Origin of the sequence: Klebsiella africana (assembly GCF_020526085.1) — a bacterium.
Taxonomy (GTDB): Bacteria; Pseudomonadota; Gammaproteobacteria; order Enterobacterales; family Enterobacteriaceae; genus Klebsiella; species Klebsiella africana.
On sequence record NZ_CP084874.1, the window covers coordinates 414,674 to 433,702 of the forward strand.

At 56.1% G+C, this 19,029-nt stretch carries 21 protein-coding genes; 14 read left to right on the forward strand and 7 right to left on the reverse strand.

What is annotated here, in order from left to right; genetic code table 11:
• Positions 1–35: 35 nt before the first annotated feature.
• Complete coding sequence (gene argD / locus LGL98_RS01890) at positions 36–1,256, forward strand: bifunctional acetylornithine/succinyldiaminopimelate transaminase (RefSeq protein WP_136033657.1); 1,221 nt, start codon at positions 36–38, stop codon at positions 1,254–1,256.
• Here argD and LGL98_RS01895 read toward each other — a convergent pair.
• Entirely contained in the window at positions 1,246–3,324 is a 2,079-nt protein-coding gene (locus tag LGL98_RS01895; protein WP_136033655.1) for a YccS/YhfK family putative transporter, read from the reverse strand. The two genes, argD and LGL98_RS01895, sit on opposite strands and share 11 nt — an antisense overlap.
• A 51-nt stretch (positions 3,325–3,375) precedes the next feature.
• Positions 3,376–4,008: a cAMP-activated global transcriptional regulator CRP gene (gene crp, locus LGL98_RS01900; RefSeq protein ID WP_000242758.1), complete on the reverse strand. Its 633-nt coding sequence runs from the start codon at positions 4,006–4,008 to the stop codon at positions 3,376–3,378.
• Between the two features lie 306 nt (positions 4,009–4,314).
• On the opposite strand from crp, the gene LGL98_RS01905 reads away from it, so the two are divergent.
• The gene (locus LGL98_RS01905) at positions 4,315–4,719 is read left to right on the forward strand and encodes an OsmC family protein (RefSeq protein ID WP_023291180.1); all 405 of its coding nucleotides are present in this window, start codon (positions 4,315–4,317) and stop codon (positions 4,717–4,719) included.
• A 58-nt stretch (positions 4,720–4,777) separates the two neighbouring features.
• Here the strand turns inward: LGL98_RS01905 and LGL98_RS01910 are convergent, their stop codons facing one another.
• From LGL98_RS01910 to LGL98_RS01925, 4 genes are all read right to left on the reverse strand, one after another.
• Positions 4,778–5,647, reverse strand: a complete 870-nt coding sequence (locus LGL98_RS01910) for a phosphoribulokinase (RefSeq protein ID WP_002920153.1) — start codon at positions 5,645–5,647, stop codon at positions 4,778–4,780.
• Positions 5,648–5,683: 36 nt separating this feature from the next.
• The gene (locus tag LGL98_RS01915; RefSeq protein WP_002920151.1) at positions 5,684–5,902 is read right to left on the reverse strand and encodes a YheU family protein; all 219 of its coding nucleotides are present in this window, start codon (positions 5,900–5,902) and stop codon (positions 5,684–5,686) included.
• Positions 5,899–6,858 (reverse strand): hydrolase, encoded by a 960-nt coding sequence (locus LGL98_RS01920; RefSeq protein ID WP_244609887.1) that lies wholly within the window; start codon positions 6,856–6,858, stop codon positions 5,899–5,901. The genes LGL98_RS01915 and LGL98_RS01920 overlap by 4 nt, the downstream gene beginning before the upstream one ends.
• A 256-nt stretch (positions 6,859–7,114) precedes the next feature.
• Positions 7,115–9,019: an ABC transporter ATP-binding protein gene (locus LGL98_RS01925; RefSeq protein WP_136033651.1), complete on the reverse strand. Its 1,905-nt coding sequence runs from the start codon at positions 9,017–9,019 to the stop codon at positions 7,115–7,117.
• Between the two features lie 173 nt (positions 9,020–9,192).
• On the opposite strand from LGL98_RS01925, the gene kefG reads away from it, so the two are divergent.
• The 4 genes from kefG to slyD all read left to right on the forward strand — a co-directional run bounded on the left by kefG (position 9,193) and on the right by slyD (position 12,441).
• Positions 9,193–9,756 carry a glutathione-regulated potassium-efflux system ancillary protein KefG gene (kefG, locus tag LGL98_RS01930; RefSeq protein ID WP_025711911.1) on the forward strand — a complete coding sequence of 188 codons (564 nt, stop codon included), beginning with the start codon at positions 9,193–9,195 and terminating at the stop codon, positions 9,754–9,756.
• Positions 9,743–11,548 (forward strand): glutathione-regulated potassium-efflux system protein KefB, encoded by a 1,806-nt coding sequence (gene kefB / locus LGL98_RS01935; RefSeq protein WP_136033648.1) that lies wholly within the window; start codon positions 9,743–9,745, stop codon positions 11,546–11,548. Before kefG ends, kefB begins: the two co-directional genes overlap by 14 nt.
• Positions 11,549–11,559: 11 nt before the next feature.
• Positions 11,560–11,760 carry a YheV family putative zinc ribbon protein gene (locus LGL98_RS01940; protein ID WP_136033646.1) on the forward strand — a complete coding sequence of 67 codons (201 nt, stop codon included), beginning with the start codon at positions 11,560–11,562 and terminating at the stop codon, positions 11,758–11,760.
• Positions 11,761–11,853: 93 nt separating this feature from the next.
• Positions 11,854–12,441, forward strand: coding sequence for a peptidylprolyl isomerase (gene slyD, locus LGL98_RS01945; protein WP_002920140.1), 588 nt, complete (start codon positions 11,854–11,856; stop codon positions 12,439–12,441).
• Between the two features lie 58 nt (positions 12,442–12,499).
• Here the strand turns inward: slyD and LGL98_RS01950 are convergent, their stop codons facing one another.
• Positions 12,500–12,718, reverse strand: a complete 219-nt coding sequence (locus LGL98_RS01950) for a protein SlyX (protein ID WP_002920136.1) — start codon at positions 12,716–12,718, stop codon at positions 12,500–12,502.
• Positions 12,719–12,940: 222 nt separating this feature from the next.
• Between LGL98_RS01950 and fkpA the strand changes: the two genes are divergently transcribed.
• From fkpA to fusA, 8 genes are all read left to right on the forward strand, one after another.
• On the forward strand, positions 12,941–13,771 hold the full coding sequence (gene fkpA / locus LGL98_RS01955) for an FKBP-type peptidyl-prolyl cis-trans isomerase (protein WP_136033644.1): 831 nt from the start codon (positions 12,941–12,943) through the stop codon (positions 13,769–13,771).
• A 168-nt stretch (positions 13,772–13,939) separates the two neighbouring features.
• Positions 13,940–14,662: a helix-turn-helix transcriptional regulator gene (locus LGL98_RS01960; RefSeq protein ID WP_002920130.1), complete on the forward strand. Its 723-nt coding sequence runs from the start codon at positions 13,940–13,942 to the stop codon at positions 14,660–14,662.
• Complete coding sequence (gene tusD, locus LGL98_RS01965) at positions 14,662–15,048, forward strand: sulfurtransferase complex subunit TusD (protein WP_136033640.1); 387 nt, start codon at positions 14,662–14,664, stop codon at positions 15,046–15,048. Before LGL98_RS01960 ends, tusD begins: the two co-directional genes overlap by 1 nt.
• A complete protein-coding gene (gene tusC, locus LGL98_RS01970; RefSeq protein WP_136033638.1) occupies positions 15,048–15,407 on the forward strand; it encodes a sulfurtransferase complex subunit TusC in 360 nt (119 codons plus the stop codon). The genes tusD and tusC overlap by 1 nt, the downstream gene beginning before the upstream one ends.
• 7 nt (positions 15,408–15,414) lie before the next feature.
• Positions 15,415–15,702 carry a sulfurtransferase complex subunit TusB gene (tusB, locus tag LGL98_RS01975; protein ID WP_136033637.1) on the forward strand — a complete coding sequence of 96 codons (288 nt, stop codon included), beginning with the start codon at positions 15,415–15,417 and terminating at the stop codon, positions 15,700–15,702.
• 124 nt (positions 15,703–15,826) lie between these two features.
• Complete coding sequence (gene rpsL, locus LGL98_RS01980) at positions 15,827–16,201, forward strand: 30S ribosomal protein S12 (protein WP_002920115.1); 375 nt, start codon at positions 15,827–15,829, stop codon at positions 16,199–16,201.
• 96 nt (positions 16,202–16,297) lie between these two features.
• Positions 16,298–16,768, forward strand: a complete 471-nt coding sequence (gene rpsG / locus LGL98_RS01985) for a 30S ribosomal protein S7 (protein WP_002920113.1) — start codon at positions 16,298–16,300, stop codon at positions 16,766–16,768.
• A 96-nt stretch (positions 16,769–16,864) separates the two neighbouring features.
• Complete coding sequence (fusA, locus tag LGL98_RS01990) at positions 16,865–18,979, forward strand: elongation factor G (RefSeq protein WP_136033635.1); 2,115 nt, start codon at positions 16,865–16,867, stop codon at positions 18,977–18,979.
• Positions 18,980–19,029: the final 50 nt, after the last annotated feature.

The following is a 19,029-nucleotide window of genomic DNA, read 5'->3' on the forward strand; positions in this document are numbered from 1 at the left end:
ATCGCATCTGCGTAACGAAGAGGGATGGGCAAGACATGGCAACTGAACAACCGGCAATCACCCGCGCCACATTCGATGAAGTTATTTTGCCAATTTATGCACCGGCAGAATTCATCCCGGTGAAGGGAAAAGGCAGCCGCGTCTGGGATCAGCAGGGCAAAGAGTATGTCGATTTCGCTGGCGGTATCGCGGTGACGGCGCTCGGCCATTGCCATCCGGCGCTGGTGGCAGCGCTGCACCAGCAGGGCGAAACGCTGTGGCACACCAGCAACGTCTTTACCAATGAGCCAGCGCTGCGTCTGGGGCGTAAACTTGTCGAGGCCACCTTCGCCGAGCGCGTGGTGTTTATGAACTCTGGTACCGAAGCCAATGAAACAGCTTTCAAGCTGGCGCGTCACTATGCGGTAACCCGCCATAGCCCGTATAAAACCAAAATTATTGCCTTCCATAATGCCTTCCATGGCCGCTCCCTGTTTACCGTTTCCGTCGGCGGGCAGCCGAAGTACTCCGATGGTTTTGGCCCGAAACCGGCGGATATTGTCCATGTTCCCTTCAACGATCTGCAGGCGGTAAAAGCGGTGATGGATGACCACACCTGCGCGGTGGTGGTGGAGCCGATTCAGGGCGAGGGTGGGGTGACCGCGGCCACGCCGGCCTTCCTGCAGGGACTGCGTGAGCTGTGCGATCAGCACCAGGCGCTGCTCGTCTTTGATGAAGTGCAGTGCGGTATGGGGCGTACCGGATCGCTGTTCGCCTATATGCACTATGGCGTGACCCCGGATATTCTCACCAGCGCCAAAGCGCTCGGCGGCGGCTTCCCGGTCAGCGCCATGCTGACCACCCACGAGATCGCCAGCGCCTTCCATGCGGGCTCCCATGGTTCAACCTACGGCGGCAACCCGCTGGCCTGCGCGGTCGCCAACGCCGCCTTCGATCTGATCAATACCCCGGCGGTGCTGGATGGCGTGAACGCGAAACGCGAACTGTTCGTCAAACACCTGCAGCAGCTGGATGCCGAGTTTGATCTGTTCAGTGATATTCGCGGAATGGGCCTGCTGATCGGCGCGGAACTGAAGCCGCAGCACAAAGGTCGCGCGCGTGATTTCCTCTATGCCGCGGCCGACGCCGGCGTTATGGTGCTTAACGCCGGGCCGGACGTAATGCGTTTTGTTCCCTCGCTGATCATCGACGAGCAGGATATTGCCGAGGGGATGGCGCGCTTTGCTCAGGCCGTGGCAAAGGTGATTAACGGCTGATCTTCCGCAGCCAGATGCCATGATGCGGCCGCTGACGCCATGCCACTGATGAAATGGTGTGCATGGTGTTCAGATGGCCCAGAATGCGTTGCAGATGCTGCTCCAGGGTACTTAACGGACCGACTGGCACCTCGCTTTCCGGCGACTCCATAATATTGGCATCCCCTGCGCTGCCGGGACCATCGCTGTCCAGCCGCTGCTGGCAACGCTGCAGCGCAATCTCGCAGGATTCGAGATAGCGCTGGGCAAGATCCGGGGTGAGCATCGTATGCTCCCGGGCCAGGGTGGTCATGGCGTTGATGTGTTCGACGATAAACTGGCTGTGCGTTACCCACAGCTTCATATCTTCCAGATAGTGGGTATTAAACCCCGGCTCCTGCATCGCCTGATTCAGGGAGTTGTAGAGCGCGTTGTGCGCCTGGTTGACGCGCATGCGTTGATAGGCCAGCGCGGGTGCTTTCGGGTCGGGGCTGAGGATCAGGCGAATCGCCTGCTGGTCGGCCTCCAGCGCATCGTGGGCATTTTTTTTCAGCAGGCCGCTCTGCCACTGTGGCCACAGCCAAACCATCCCGCCGAAGGCGATCAGGCAGCCGATAAGCGTGTCGATCAGCCGGGCGATAATAAACTGTTCCCCGTTGAGCGTCAGCAGCTGCAGGGTATACACCGCCGTCACCGTAAAGCCTACCATCGCCCAGCCATAGTGTTTGCGGATGATCAGATAGCTAAGCAGGGTGATCAGCAGCATCCCGCTCAGGGTATAGCTCTCCGGAACGTGAAAGTGCAACGTCAGGCCGGCGATGATCAGGCCGGCGAGCGTTCCCGCCGCCCGGTGGACAATTCGCACCCGCGTGGCGCCATAGCCGTTCTGGGTGACGAAGAGCACGGTCATCAGGATCCAATAGGGCTTAGGCAAGTGCAGGGCGTTGCCCATCAGGCTGGCGATGCTCAGCATCACGCTGATGCGGGCGGCATTGCGCAGCGCGGGCGATTTTAGCGACAGGTAGTTCTTTAGTGCGGGAAACAGCGGTAAACGACGCTCTTTGTCGGCCATCAGATCTCGGGCATACAGCGGACGCTGGGTATGCAGCACCCGGGCGATGCGGCTGAAGTGCCAGGCGCAGAAGTGGCCGACCGGGTTATCCGGATGTTGCCTGGCGATCTTTTCCAGAGCCTCGATCTGTTTATCCATTTGAAAGCGCTGCGGGAAGCGATGATAGAGCATGTCATCCGCCAGCACGCGAAGGCGGGCGGCGACGGTCTGCGCGTTCCAGCGGATCACCGCTTCGGCATGGCTGCGTTCTACCAGCTTTTGCACCTCTTCCGGCTGATGCAGGCTGACCGAAATATGCTCCTGCAGATCCAGCCCCATCTGGAACGCCCGCAGCAGGCGCTTGTGGTCGTTGCGTTGGTTAGCGGCCAACATATGCATCTGCTGATAGCACTGGGTAATCAGGTCGACCACCTTCTGCTGGCGGGTGAGCAGCGGCGGCAGGGCGGTCGACGGATCGGTATGCTGGGTCAACAGACTGTATTTAGCTTCACAATAGTCGGCCAGTTCCCGGTAAAGCAGGCTTAACGACTCCCGCAGCGGCTGTTCGCGCCACAGCCAGAACCAGAACCAGTTAAACACGCCGTACCACAGCGTGCCGAAGGCGTAGATCAGCAGCGGCTCCCAGATGGGCATATTGCCCGCCAGGCTCAGGGTAAAGATGGCGGCGATCAGCGATGCGGGCAGCAGACGCGCGTGCAGCGAACTGATCTCCGCGGTGACGCCGAGCAGCAGCGCCAGGCCGCTGAGGATAAGCGGTAGGGGGATCGCCTGGGCGAGAAGTAACTGCACCACCAGGCTGCATCCGGCAAACAGGCAGCCGCCGATAATCAGGCGTTTGAAAAAACGCTTATGCGGGGTATCAAGACCGGCAATATTGCAGCAGGCGGGGACTAAGGAAAACAGCAGTCCCTGCTGGAGATGCCCGAGCAGAAGACCGATGGCCACAGGCAGACACAGCACCAGCGTTTGCCGCAGTGCATAGTTGACTTCCGGGTGGTAAATCAGCCTGCGCCACATGAGGGAAAAACAAAAACGGCGTACTGCAGGAGCAATACGCCGCTTAGCAACTTAACGGGTGCCGTAGACGACGATGGTTTTACCGTGCGCGGAAATCAGGTTCTGATCTTCCAGCATTTTCAAAATACGGCCAACCGTTTCACGAGAGCAGCCGACGATCTGACCAATTTCCTGGCGGGTAATTTTAATTTGCATACCGTCCGGGTGGGTCATGGCATCCGGTTGCTTCGCCAGGTTCAGCAGCGTCTGGGCGATACGGCCCGTCACGTCGAGGAAGGCAAGGTTGCCCACTTTCTCAGACGTGACCTGCAGACGGCGAGCCATTTGCGAAGAGAGACGCATCAGAATGTCCGGGTTCACCTGGATCAGCTGACGGAATTTCTTATAAGAGATTTCGGCCACTTCACATGCGGTTTTCGCCCGTACCCAGGCGCTACGCTCCTGACCCTCTTCAAACAGGCCTAATTCACCGATGAAATCGCCCTGGTTGAGGTAGGAGAGGATCATCTCTTTACCTTCTTCATCCTTGATGAGTACAGCCACGGAGCCTTTAACGATGTAGTACAGCGTTTCTGCTTTCTCACCCTGGTGGATCAGCGTGCTCTTTGATGGGTACTTATGAATGTGGCAATGAGACAAGAACCATTCAAGGGTAGGGTCTGTTTGCGGTTTGCCAAGCACCATGCGCGGTTATCCTCTGTTATAAGCTATCTCCGGGCGCCGACACTACACGGCGTCCGGGCATGCAATCGTATTGTTTCCCTATACCTGGGAAGCTGGCTGATGATTTTTCGACAGCCCGTAATGTGAACTCCTCTGCATACATGCAGTACATCAATGTATTACTGTAGCATCCAGACTGTTTTAGCATAGCTTTCGCCGCATGTCTCCTGGTGTCTCGCTTCAGCATGACGCAGGTCGCCTTCCGTTGCGAGAATTGTTATGTGCGCGTAATCTGACAGGAATATTGCGATACTGGAGTTAAATTTTATGCAAGCGCGTGTGAAATGGGTAGAAGGGTTAACCTTTATCGGGGAGTCCGCATCGGGACACCAGATTCTGATGGACGGCAACTCCGGGGATAAGGCTCCCAGCCCGATGGAGATGGTGCTGATGGCGGCGGGCGGTTGCAGCGCGATCGATGTGGTCTCCATTCTGCAAAAAGGTCGTCACGACGTGACCAATTGCGAAGTGAAGCTGACCTCCGAGCGTCGCGAAGAGGCTCCGCGTCTGTTTACGCATATTAATCTGCACTTTATCGTCACCGGTAAAGCGCTGAAAGATGCCGCGGTCTCCCGGGCGGTGGATCTGTCGGCAGAGAAATACTGTTCAGTGGCGCTGATGCTGGAAAAAGCGGTGAAGATCACCCACTCCTATGAAGTGATCGAGGCGTAGTCTTCGCCTGGTGTTGTATCGAATCTCAATCCCGGCCTCCTGGCCGGGGTTTTTTCTTTTAGCCTATCTTACGGCCTTCCATCAGGCGCTCGACCAGCGGCGTCATGATAAGCTCCATCGCCAGCCCCATTTTACCGCCCGGCACCACCAGGGTGTTCATGTGCGAGATAAACGACCCCTGCAGCATCGCCAACAGCCAGGGGAAGTCGATATTTTGCAGATTGCGGAAATGGATCACCACAAAGCTCTCGTCCAGCGAGGGGATCGCTTTGGCGGCAAACGGGTTGGAGGTGTCCACCGTCGGCACGCGCTGAAAGTTGATGTGGGTGCGGGAAAATTGCGGCGTAATGAAGTTGATGTAATCTTCCATCGAGCGGACGACCGAGTCCATCACCGCCTCCCGGGAGTGGCCGCGTTCGCTGGTGTCGCGAATAAGCTTTTGGATCCACTCGAGGTTAACGATAGGCACCACCCCGACAAGCAGGTCGACATGGCTGGCGACATCATGCTGCGGCGTGACAACCCCGCCGTGCAGCCCCTCATAGAACAGCACGTCTGTCGGCTCCGGCAGTGGCTGCCAGGGAGTGAAGGTCCCCGGCACCTGATTCCACGGCACGGCTTCGTCATAGGTGTGCAGGTATTTCCGCGACTGGCCTTTTCCGTGGCGGCCATAGTCGACAAAGGTCTGCTCCAGCAGGCCGAAGTCGTTCGCCTCCGGGCCAAAGTAGCTGATATGTTTGCCCTGATCCCGCGCCTTACGGATCGCCATGTCCATTTCCGGGCGGGTGTAGCGATGAAAGCTGTCGCCTTCCACTTCCGCGGCATGCAGGTTTAGCTGCGCGAAGATTTTGCGAAAGGCAAGGCTGGTGGTGGTAGTGCCCGCGCCGCTGGAGCCCGTGACGGCGATCACCGGATGTTTGGCAGACATAACAACTCCCTGGTTAAACGATGTAGTGGCGTCGCCTTAGCCGTTAAACAGCGCACGCGGCATAATATTGACCGTCTCATGCAGTTCCGACCACACAAGGACCGCTTCTCCGCGTTTCAGCTGCTGTTTTACATCGGCGACTTTATCGGCAAGTGAACGTTCATGTTCACCATAATCGGTGCCTTCACGTAACACAAAGCTTTCAATCAGGTTATCCAGCGTTTCGGGATCCAGATCCTGCCAGGGAATAATCATGCGGGAACCTCCAGCCAGCGGTTTAACCAGTCGGGAATGCGTCTTTCCAGCCACATTTCCGGTTTACGCAGAGTGCCGCTGACGAAGCCAACGTGGCCGCCTTGTTCGGTCAATTGATACTCTACGTTCGCCGGCAGTTGCTCCTGCGGCGGAATAGAGTGGTGATCCATAAACGGATCGTCTTTCGCGTGAATAATTAGCGTCGGCTTAGTGATATCGCTCAGCCGCGGCATGGCGCTGCATTGCCGGTAATAATCCAGCGCATCGGCAAAGCCATGGATCTTGGCGGTGATCATATCGTCAAATTCCCGGATGCGGCGCATCCCTTTGAGCTGGCGTAAATCGACGGGCAGCGAGCCAGGATACGCTTTCAGCTTGCGTGAGGCGTTGGCTTTTAACAGATTGAGCAGATAGCGCTGATAAACCCGCGAGAAGCCCTTATCCATATGATAGCTGCAGGCTTCCAGCATGAAAGGCGCGGAAACGATCACCGCGGCATCCAGCGGGCAGCGGTCGCCTTCTTCTGCCAGCAGGCAGCCCAGCATATTGCCGCCCAGCGAATAGCCGACGGCCGCGGTCGGCGCGGGGCCAAACTCACGCTGCAGCCAGTGCAGAAACCAGGTGCCATCTTCCGTTTCGCCGGAGTGATAAATGCGGTTATTGCGGTTAGGTTCGCCGCTGCAGCCGCGAAAATGCATGACTACGCCCAGCCAGCCGCGCTGCATCGCCGCGTGCATCAGGCCATGGGCGTACGGGCTGTGCAGACTGCCTTCCAGGCCGTGAAAGACGACCAGGCGCGGCTTATGGCGCGCCTGGTACGGATCTTCGCTCCAGGCGAGATCGACAAAATCGCCGTCTGGCAGCTCAAGGCGCTGCCAGTGCGGAGTGAAGCGCAATTTACGGCGGATCAGCCGCGGCAGCATGGTTTGCAGATGACGATTGCCCACGCCGCGCATCGGATGGAACTCACGCGAATCGTTTTCGGGGGGCGTCATGTCTGTGGGGATGATTTCAACCATAGCACCAGAACAATTAATAAACGTGATGATGACTATACCGCGCAGGGCGCGCAGGAGTTAGCCAATATGTGGTCAGTGGGTTCAGGTTACACCAAAAACAAACCATTGATGTCACTGATGACCAGACCACGGGCGGGCAGAAACCCATCCTGCCAGCGGCATCGCAGACGCAGGCAGGATGAGGAAGAAGTGATTAGCCTTCCTGAAGCATGCGCTCCAGCTGCTCCTGTGCCTCCAGCCAGGCCATTTCGCACTCCTCCAGCCCGGATTTCGCGCTGGCCTGCTGCTGCAGGCATTCAGTCAGTTCCGCTTTACGCGAGGCGTCGTAGAGTTCGCTGTCGCCAAGTTTCTCTTCTGCACTGGCCAGCTGCGCGTTGAGCTTATCCATCTCTTTTTCCAGACGGGCGATCTCTTTGCGCAGCGGTTGGGTCTGGCTGCGTAGCTCCGCTTCCCGACGCTTCTGGTCTTTGCGCGCCTGGGCGCTATTGCCGCTCTCTTTTGGCGCCTCGCCGCTCTGGGACTCCTGTTTTTGCGAGTCGCTGAGCCATTGCTGATAATCTTCCAGATCGCCGTCGAACGGTTCGACTTTACCATCGTGAACAAGGTACAGATCGTCGGTGGTGGAGCGGATCAGGTGGCGATCGTGCGATACGACCACCAGCGCCCCTTCAAAGTCGATCAGCGCTTCGGTTAAGGCCTGACGCATATCGAGGTCAAGGTGGTTGGTCGGTTCATCGAGCAGCAGCAGGTTAGGGCGCTGCCAGACAATCAGGGCCAGCACCAGGCGCGCTTTTTCTCCACCGGAGAAGCGGCGGGTTTCTTCGCTGACCTTATCCCCCTGGAAGCCAAAGCCGCCCAGATAATCGCGCAGCTTCTGCTCCAGCTCCTGCGGCGCCAGGCGCGCCAGGTGCTGCAGCGGCGACTCATCGGCGCGCAGGAACTCCAGCTGATGCTGGGCGAAGTAGCCGAGCTTGATGCCTTTGGCGAGGCCGATCTCGCCGCTCATGGGCTGGAGTTCGCCAGCCAGCAGCTTAATCAGCGTCGATTTCCCGGCGCCGTTGCGGCCCAGCAGGCCGATACGCGACCCCGGCACCAGGTTAAGCTTGATGGAGTCGAGGATAATACGCTCGCCGTAGCCAGCGCTGACTTTCTCCATCTTCAGCAGTGGGTTAGGCAGGCTCTCCGGCTGGCGGAAGCTGAAGTGGAACGGGTTATCCACATGCGCCGGGGCGATGAGCTCCATCCGCTCCAGCATTTTAATACGGCTCTGCGCCTGCTTGGCTTTGGTAGCTTTGGCGCGGAAGCGATCGATATAGCTTTGCAGATGCGCAACGCGCTGTTGCTGGCTTTCGTACATCGCCTGCTGCTGAGCGAGGCGGGTGGCGCGCTGCACTTCAAACGAACTGTAGTTGCCGGTGTACTCAAACATCGTCTGCTGTTCGATATGGATAATTTTATCGACGATAGGATCGAGGAAATCGCGATCGTGGGAAATCAGGATCAGCGTCCCCGTGTAGCCCTTCAGCCACTTCTCCAGCCAGATCACTGCATCAAGGTCGAGGTGGTTAGTCGGTTCATCGAGCAGCAGCAGGTCGGAGCGGCAGATCAGCGCCTGGGCGAGGTTAAGGCGCATACGCCAGCCGCCGGAAAAATCGCTGACCGGCCGCTCAAGCTGTTCATTGCTGAAACCCAGACCGTGCAGCAGGCTGGCGGCGCGGGAACGGATGGTCCAGGCATCGATGGCGTCCAGCTTACCGTGGACGGTGGCGATAGCATGGCCATCGTTGCGTTCGTTAGCCAGCTGGAGCGCGGCCTCCAGTTGGCGGTATTCCCGATCGCCGTCAATGACATAATCGATGGCCGGCTGCGGTAGCGCCGGGGTTTCCTGATTCACCCAGGCCAGCTGCCAGTTACCGGGAAAGGTCATACTGCCGCCGTCAGCGCTTATCTCGTTTTTCAAAAGCGATAGCAGCGTCGATTTCCCGCAGCCGTTTTTACCCACCAGACCGACCTTTTGGCCAGGATTGATGGTAGCGGTGGCGTTGTCCAGCAGGACGCGTACGCCGCGACGAATTTGTAACGAGGAGAAAACAATCATAAGGCGCCGTATGTTCAGACTATGTTAATTTGTCATTATGATAATGTAGTGTGGAAGCGAATCGCTTCACCGGGCCGCCATGGTAGCCCAAAACGAAGACGATACACAAAGTCATTCTGGCTGTGTCAAAACGCCGGGGCTGTGCAGGCCGCCAGAAGACCTACGGGAGGGGAATGATGTCTCAGACAGCGAAAGTGTTGCTGCTGTATGCCCACCCAGAATCTCAGGATTCCGTGGCCAACCGGGTCTTATTAGAGCCGGCCTTACAGTTGCCGAACGTCACCGTGCACGATCTCTACGCGCACTATCCGGATTTTTTTATCGATATCGCTCATGAACAGGACCTGTTGCGCCAGCATGAGGTGATTGTGTTCCAGCATCCTTTATACACCTGGAGCTGCCCGGCGCTGCTCAAGGAGTGGCTGGATCGTGTCTTAAGCCGCGGCTTCGCCAGCGGCGCTGGGGGGAACCAACTGGCGGGAAAGTACTGGCGTAGTGTGATCACCACCGGCGAGCCTGAGAGCGCCTACCGTCGCGATGCCAATCGTTATCCAATGAACGATATTTTACGTCCTTTTGAACTGACTGCCGGTATGTGCCGTATGCACTGGATGAGCCCCATTATCGTCTACTGGGCCCGGCGACAACAGCCAGAGGAGTTGCGCAGCCGCGCCCGGGCCTACCGGGACTGGCTGGCCAATCCTGTTGCCGCCGGAGGTGTCCATGGCGGGATCTGATTTGCTGCTGGCTGGGGTGCTGTTTTTGTTCGCGGCTGTCATCGCCGTTCCTCTGGCGTCAAGACTGGGGATTGGCGCAGTGCTGGGCTATCTGCTGGCCGGGATCGCCATTGGCCCATGGGGGCTCGGGTTTATCAGCGATGTGGATGAAATTCTCCATTTCTCTGAGCTTGGCGTGGTGTTTCTAATGTTTATCATCGGCCTGGAGCTGAATCCGGCCAAGCTATGGCGACTGCGAAGCTCTATCTTCGGCGTTGGTGCGGCGCAGGTGATGCTCAGCGCCGCGATCCTCGGTGGCCTGCTGATGACGACCGGGTTTTCATGGCAGGCGGCCGTGGTCGGCGGGATCGGCCTGGCGATGTCTTCCACCGCGATGGCGCTGCAGCTGATGCGCGAGAAGGGAATGAGCCGCAGCGAAGCGGGGCAGTTAGGTTTTTCGGTGCTGCTGTTTCAGGATCTGGCGGTGATCCCGGCGCTGGCGCTGGTGCCCCTGCTGGCCGGTTCAGCGGACGAGCATGTGAACTGGCTGACGGTCGGCATGAAGGTTCTGGCGTTTGCCGGGATGCTGATTGGCGGACGTTATCTGCTGCGGCCGGTGTTCCGCTTTATCGCCAGCTCGGGGGTCAGGGAAGTATTCACTGCCGCCACGCTGCTGTTAGTCCTCGGATCTGCCCTGTTTATGGAGGCGCTGGGGCTGTCGATGGCGCTGGGCACCTTTATCGCCGGCGTGCTGCTGGCGGAAAGCGAGTATCGCCACGAACTGGAAATCGCTATCGATCCGTTCAAGGGGTTGCTGCTCGGGCTGTTCTTTATCTCCGTCGGCATGGCGCTGAACCTCGGCGTGCTGTACACCCATCTGCTGTGGGTGGGGGTGAGCGTGGCGGTGCTGGTGGCGGTAAAAATGCTGGTGCTTTATCTGCTGGCCCGTCTCTATGGCTTGCGAAGTTCCGAGCGGATGCAGTTTGCGGGCGTATTAAGCCAGGGCGGCGAGTTCGCGTTTGTCCTCTTTTCGCTGCCCGCCTCTCAGCGGTTGTTTCAGCACGACCAGATGGCGCTGCTGCTGGTAACCGTCACCTTGTCGATGATGACCACGCCGCTGCTGATGAAAGGAATTGATAAGATACTGTCGCGACGCCTGAATCCGGTGGACGATACCGATGAGGCCCCGTGGGTGGAGGATGACAAGCCGCAGGTGATTATTGTCGGGTTTGGTCGGTTTGGCCAGGTCATTGGTCGCCTGCTGATGGCCAATAAGATGCGTATTACGGTACTGGAGCGGGACATCAGCGCGGTGAATCTGATGCGCAACTATGGCTATAAAGTCTATTTTGGCGACGCCACCCAGCTGGAGCTGCTGCGCTCGGCGGGAGCGGAAGAGGCGCAGTCGATCGTCATCACCTGTAATGAGCCAGAAGACACCATGCGGCTGGTGGAAATGTGTCAACAACACTTTCCACATCTGCATATTCTGGCCCGCGCTCGCGGGCGCGTTGAGGCGCATGAGCTGCTGCAGGCCGGCGTGACGCAGTTTTCTCGTGAAACCTTCTCCAGTGCGCTGGAGCTGGGGCGCAAAGCGCTCATCACTCTGGGGATGCATCCTCACCAGGCGCAGCGCGCGCAGTTGCACTTCCGACGGCTTGATATGCGAATGCTGCGTGAGTTAATGCCGGTGCATACTGATACGGTACAGATATCACGCGTGCGGGAAGCCCGGCGCGAACTGGAAGAAATTTTTCAGCGTGAAATGCAGAAAGAAAGCCGGCAGCTGGACGGCTGGGACGAGTTTGAATAAAGGTAAATCATATGGCAGTGCGTAAACGTTTTATTGCCGGGGCGAAATGTCCGGCGTGCCAGGCGCAGGATTCGCTGGCGATGTGGCGTGAGAATAATGTCGATGTCGTTGAATGCGTTAATTGCGGTCACCAAATGCGTGAGGCGGATAAAGAAGCCCGTGAGCATGTACGCAAAGAGGAGCAGGTGATTGGCATTTTTCATCCCGACTAGCGTTATCCGTCGGCTTTTTTTAAGCTAAAGGGTACACGGCAGCAGAATTCCGCTACAATCTGCGCCACTATTCTTCCCATCTCAGGAGATATCATGAAAGTAGCAAAAGACCTGGTGGTCAGCCTGGCCTATCAGGTACGTACAGAAGACGGTGTGTTGGTTGATGAGTCTCCGGTAAGCGCGCCGCTGGATTACCTGCACGGTCACGGCTCCCTGATTTCCGGCCTGGAAAACGCGCTGGATGGCCACGAAGTGGGCGACAAATTTGACGTAGCTGTCGGCGCTAACGACGCTTACGGCCAGTATGACGAAAATCTGGTGCAGCGTGTACCGAAAGACGTCTTTATGGGCGTTGATGAACTGCAGGTTGGCATGCGCTTCCTGGCGGAAACCGATCAGGGTCCGGTACCAGTAGAAATCACTGAAGTTGAAGATGACCACGTTGTGGTTGATGGCAACCACATGCTGGCTGGCCAGAACCTGAAGTTCAATGTGGAAGTCGTCGCCATCCGCGAAGCAACCGCTGAAGAACTGGAGCACGGTCACGTGCACGGCGCGCATGGCCATGACCACGACCACGATCATGGTCACGATGGCTGCTGCGGCGGTCATGGTCACGACCATGGCCACGACCATGGTAAAGGCGGCTGCGGCGGCCACGGTGGCTGCGGCTGCCACTAATCTTTGCGCTTCGGCACGAAGACCACAAAAAAGCGGGGAAACCCGCTTTTTTTACGCCTCAATAGTGTGGCGGTGGCGTCTCTTCCGCCTGGGAGGCGATATGGGAAGGTTGAGTTGCCTTCAGCTTCTCGATCATCAGACGCATATGTTCGCGCATTTTCGCCATCTCGATCTCGTGGGCGGTCACGGTTTTATTGAGGTCTTCGATGGTGATTTCCTGAAACGCCAGCCGGCTTTCCAGCTCCGCAAGGCGCGTTTCTAATGTGCTATCGTGCATGGGTAACCTCTTTAGTCTGATCCTGCGGGCGGATTCTACTTAAGTTTCTCTGTGCGCGCAGCATCGCTGCGCCGTACAGGAAACTTATTCATACAAAAATAGTCCTAAAAGAGGCGATATTCAGGAACGTCCGTATGTAGATTTTTACGGCAACGTTCTATAGTACGTTTTTTGCTTTTTACGATAACCCTGGGGTGAGAGGCCCCGGCCCTGGAGAAATGGATGAAATCACTGTTTAAAGTAACGCTGCTGGCGACCACAATGGCCGTCGCCCTGAATGCACCGCTGACCTTTGCTGCAGATACGGCGGCGAAGGCAGCCCCGGCGGCTGAGAGTAAATCGGCATTTAAAAATGACGATCAGAAATCGGCCTATGCGCTGGGCGCGTCCCTGGGGCGTTACATGGAAAACTCTCTGAAAGAACAAGAAAAGCTGGGCATTAAGCTGGATAAAGCCCAGCTGATCGCCGGCGTACAGGACGCCTTTGCCGATAAGAGCAAGCTGTCCGACCAGGAGATCGAACAGACTCTGCAGGCCTTTGAAACGCGCGTAAAGACCGCCGCTCAGCAGAAAATGGAAAAAGACGCGACTGAGAACGAAACCAAAGGTAAAGCGTTCCGTGACAGCTTTGCCAAAGAGAAGGGCGTGAAAACGTCGAAAACGGGTCTACTGTATAAAGTCGAGAAAGAAGGTACTGGCGATGCGCCGAAAGACAGCGACACCGTCGTGGTTAACTACAAAGGTACGCTGATCGACGGTAAAGAGTTTGATAACTCTTATACTCGCGGCGAGCCGCTCTCTTTCCGTCTCGACGGTGTGATCCCGGGCTGGACTGAAGGCCTGAAGAACATCAAGAAAGGCGGCAAAATCAAGCTGGTCATTCCGCCAGATCTGGCCTACGGCAAAACTGGCGTCCCGGGTATTCCGGCCAACTCTACGCTGGTCTTTGATGTAGAACTGCTGGATATCAAACCGGCACCGAAGGCAGATGCTCAGCCGGAAGCAGCTGGTGAAACGAAAGCCGCAGACGCGAAAGCTGACGCTAAGAAGTAATCGGCTTCAGGCCGCCGTCTCGTCAGAGGCGGCGGCTTTTTTATTGAGCGCAGATATAATTAAAACTGGAAAGATCCTCAGGCGCTGTATTACTTTAGATAGCTTAATAATGATGATGAGCCTGCCCTGACAATAACGACAGGCTCCTGAAAAGGAGTGCTTTTTTTCATGTCCAGGTCGCTTTTAACCAATGAAACCAGCGAGCTTGACCTGCTGGATCAACGTCCCTTTGACCAGACCGATTTCGATATTCTCAAATCTTATGAAGCGGTGGTGGACGGGTTGGCGATGCTCATCGGTTCGCACTGTGAAATCGTGCTGCATTCTTTGCAGGATCTGAAATGCTCTGCCATCCGTATCGCCAATGGTGAACATACCGGCCGCCAAATCGGTTCACCGATTACCGATCTTGCGCTGCGCATGCTGCACGATATGACGGGCGCCGATAGCAGCGTTTCCAAATGCTACTTTACCCGCGCCAAAAGCGGTGTACTGATGAAATCGGTGACGATTGCCATCCGCAACCGCGATCACCGGGTGATTGGTTTGTTGTGTATCAACATGAATCTGGATGTGCCGTTTTCGCAGATCATGAGCACCTTCATTCCACCAGAAACACCTGAGGTTAACTCGCCGGTGAACTTTGCTTCCTCGGTTGACGATCTGGTCGCCCAGACCCTGGAATTTACCATTGAAGAGGTGAATGCCGATCGTAGCGTGTCCAACAATGCTAAAAACCGTCAAATCGTGCTGAATCTCTATGAGAAAGGGATCTTCGACATTAAAGACGCCATTAACCAGGTGGCCGATCGTCTGAACATCTCCAAGCACACCGTCTACCTCTATATTCGCCAGTTCAAAAGCGGCGATTTCCAGGGGCTGGATAAGTAATGCGTTTTGCCCTTACGGTGACCGGCCCTGCCTATGGGACCCAGCAGGCGAGCAGCGCCTGGCAGTTTGCCCAGGCCGTGCTGCAGGAAGGTCATGAGCTGGCGTGCGTTTTTTTCTATCGCGAAGGCGTGCTTAACGCTAACCAACTGACGGCGCCTGCCAGCGATGAGTTCGATCTGGTGCGCGGGTGGCAATCACTCCACAATGAACATGGCGTCGAGCTGCATATTTGCGTGGCGGCGGCCCTGCGTCGCGGCGTAACAGACGAGCGTGAAGCGCAACAGCTCGCTCTGCCTGGCCACAACCTGCAGCCGGGCTTTACGCTTAGCGGACTCGGCGCGCTGGCGGAAGCCGCGCTCACTTGCGATCGGATGGTACAGTTCTGATGAAACGTGTGGCTTTTGTATTTACCTCCGCACCGCACGGCAGCGCCGCCGGCAGGGAAGGCCTTGATGCCTTATTAGCCACCTCAGCCCTCACTGACGAGATTGGCGTTTTTTTTGTTGGCGACGGCGTGTTTCAGCTATTGCCCGAACAACGGCCTGGCGCTGTACTGGCCCGCGATTACATCGCCACCTTTAAATTACTGTCGCTATATGATATCGACCAGTGCTGGCTGTGCGCCGACTCAGCGCGCGAGCGCGGCCTGGACCCCGCGACCCCGTGGGTGGTGGATGTCGAATGCCTGGCGCCGGATGCCCTGCGCGCCCGCCTGCATGAATTTGATGTGATTTTGCGTTTCTGAGGCCACCATGCTCCATACGCTCAGTGTTTCTCCCTGGCATGCCGATATCGCAGCGATGCTTCGTTTGATGGAGCATGGCGACGATTTGGTACTGCTGTCTGACGGCGTCACGGCGGCCATCGCCGGTGGGCGCTTCCTTGAGATCCTGCAATCCGCCCCCATAACCCTATACGTGCTGCAAGACGACGTTGACGCCCGCGGGCTCGCTGGTCAAATTGCGGACAGTGTCGGCAGGGTTAGCTATACTGATTTCGTCAGACTCACGGTCAAACATGCCGGTCAGTTGGCCTGGTGATGGCGGGATCGTTGTATATTTCTTGACACCTTTTCGGCACCGCCCTAAAATTCTGCGTCCTCATAATATATGAGGCGATTTATTACGTGTTTACGAAGCAAAAGCTAAAACCAGGAGCTATTTAATGGCAACAATTAACCAGCTGGTACGCAAACCACGCGCGCGCAAAGTTGCAAAGAGCAACGTGCCAGCGCTGGAAGCCTGCCCGCAGAAACGTGGCGTATGTACTCGCGTATATACCACCACTCCTAAGAAACCGAACTCCGCACTGCGTAAAGTTTGCCGTGTGCGTCTGACTAACGGTTTCGAAGTCACCTCCTACATCGGTGGTGAAGGTCACAACCTGCAGGAGCACTCCGTGATCCTGATCCGTGGCGGTCGTGTTAAAGACCTTCCGGGTGTTCGTTACCACACCGTTCGTGGTGCGCTTGACTGCTCCGGCGTTAAAGACCGTAAGCAGGCTCGCTCCAAGTACGGCGTGAAGCGTCCTAAGGCTTAATGGTTCTCCGTTAAGTAAGGCCAAACTGATTTATCTTAATGTCATACTAAACTCTTAGAGTTTTGGACAATCCTGAATTAACAACGGAGTATTTCCATGCCACGTCGTCGCGTCATTGGTCAGCGTAAAATTCTGCCGGATCCGAAGTTCGGATCAGAACTGCTGGCTAAATTTGTCAACATCCTGATGGTAGATGGTAAAAAATCTACTGCAGAAACTATCGTATACAGCGCGCTGGAGACCCTGGCTCAGCGCTCTGGTAAATCTGAACTGGAAGCCTTCGAAGTTGCGCTCGAAAACGTGCGCCCGACTGTCGAAGTTAAGTCCCGCCGCGTAGGTGGTTCTACTTATCAGGTTCCAGTTGAAGTTCGTCCGGTTCGTCGTAATGCCCTGGCAATGCGTTGGATCGTTGAAGCTGCTCGTAAACGCGGTGATAAATCCATGGCTCTGCGCCTGGCGAACGAACTCACTGATGCTGCAGACAACAAAGGTACTGCAGTTAAGAAACGTGAAGACGTTCACCGTATGGCCGAAGCCAACAAGGCGTTCGCACACTACCGTTGGTAATCCCTTCGGAGTCATAGTCACCAGGCGGGCGCTTCAGATGAGTCGCCCGCTCTGGATAACTTAACTGAACGCCTAAAGAAATAAACGAGGAATCAAATGGCTCGTACAACACCCATCGCACGCTACCGTAATATCGGTATCAGTGCGCACATCGACGCCGGTAAAACCACTACTACCGAACGTATTCTGTTCTACACCGGTGTAAACCACAAAATCGGTGAAGTTCATGACGGCGCCGCTACCATGGACTGGATGGAGCAGGAGCAGGAACGTGGTATCACCATCACTTCCGCTGCGACTACTGCATTCTGGTCTGGTATGGCCAAACAGTATGAACCGCACCGTGTAAACATCATCGACACCCCGGGGCACGTTGACTTCACTATCGAAGTAGAACGTTCCATGCGTGTTCTTGATGGTGCGGTAATGGTTTACTGCGCAGTTGGTGGTGTTCAGCCGCAGTCTGAAACCGTATGGCGTCAGGCAAACAAATATAAAGTTCCGCGCATCGCGTTCGTTAACAAAATGGACCGCATGGGCGCTAACTTCCTGAAAGTTGTTGGTCAGATCAAAACCCGTCTGGGCGCGAACCCGGTTCCGCTGCAGCTGGCAATTGGTGCTGAAGAAGGTTTCACCGGCGTTGTTGACCTGGTGAAAATGAAAGCCATCAACTGGAACGATGCAGACCAGGGCGTAACCTTCGAATACGAAGATATCCCGGCTGACATGCAGGATCTGGCTGACGAATGGCACCAGAACCTGATCGAATCCGCAGCTGAAGCTTCTGAAGAGCTGATGGAAAAATACCTGGGTGGTGAAGAACTGACTGAAGAAGAGATCAAAAAAGCTCTGCGTCAGCGCGTTCTGAACAACGAAATCATCCTGGTAACCTGTGGTTCTGCGTTCAAGAACAAAGGTGTTCAGGCGATGCTGGATGCGGTAATTGATTACCTGCCATCCCCGATCGATGTTCCGGCGATCAACGGTATCCTGGACGACGGTAAAGATACTCCGGCTGAGCGTCACGCAAGCGACGAAGAGCCGTTCTCTGCACTGGCGTTCAAAATCGCTACCGACCCGTTTGTTGGTAACCTGACCTTCTTCCGCGTGTACTCCGGTGTGGTTAACTCTGGTGATACCGTCCTGAACTCCGTGAAAGCTGCACGTGAGCGTTTCGGTCGTATCGTACAGATGCATGCTAACAAACGTGAAGAGATCAAAGAAGTTCGCGCGGGCGACATCGCTGCTGCTATCGGTCTGAAAGACGTAACCACTGGTGACACCCTGTGTGACCCGGATGCGCCGATCATTCTGGAGCGTATGGAATTCCCTGAGCCGGTAATCTCCATCGCCGTTGAGCCGAAAACCAAAGCTGACCAGGAAAAAATGGGTCTGGCTCTGGGTCGTCTGGCTAAAGAAGACCCGTCTTTCCGTGTATGGACTGACGAAGAGTCTAACCAGACTATTATCGCCGGTATGGGTGAGCTGCACCTCGACATCATCGTTGACCGTATGAAGCGTGAATTCAACGTTGAAGCGAACGTCGGTAAACCTCAGGTTGCTTACCGCGAAGCGATTCGCCAGAAAGTTACCGATATCGAAGGTAAACACGCCAAGCAGTCTGGTGGTCGTGGTCAGTACGGTCACGTTGTGATCGACATGTACCCGCTGGAGCCGGGCTCTAACCCGAAAGGTTACGAGTTCATCAACGACATCAAAGGTGGTGTAATTCCTGGCGAATACATCCCGGCCGTTGATAAAGGTATCCAGGAACAGCTGAAAGCGGGTCCGCTGGCAGGTTACCCGGTAGTGGATATGGGTATCCGTCTGCACTTCGGTTCTTACCACGACGTTGACTCCTCTGAGCTGGCGTTTAAACTGGCTGCGTCTATTGCCTTTAAAGAAGGCTTTAAGAAAGCAAAACCAGTTCTGCTTGAGCCGATCATGAAGGTTGAAGTAGAAACTCCGGAAGAGAACACTGGTGACGTTATCGGTGACTTGAGCCGTCGTCGCGGTATGCTGCGCGGTCAGGAATCCGAAGTAACCGGCGTTAAGATCCACGCTGAAGTACCGCTGTCCGAAATGTTCGGTTATGCAACTCAGCTGCGTTCTCTGACCAAAGGTCGTGCATCATACACCATGGAATTCCTGAAGTATGATGATGCGCCGAACAACGTTGCTCAGGCCGTTATTGAAGCCCGTGGTAAATAATCCACAGGATTAAAACCTAAGTCCCGTGCTCTCTCCGAAGGGGAGAGCAC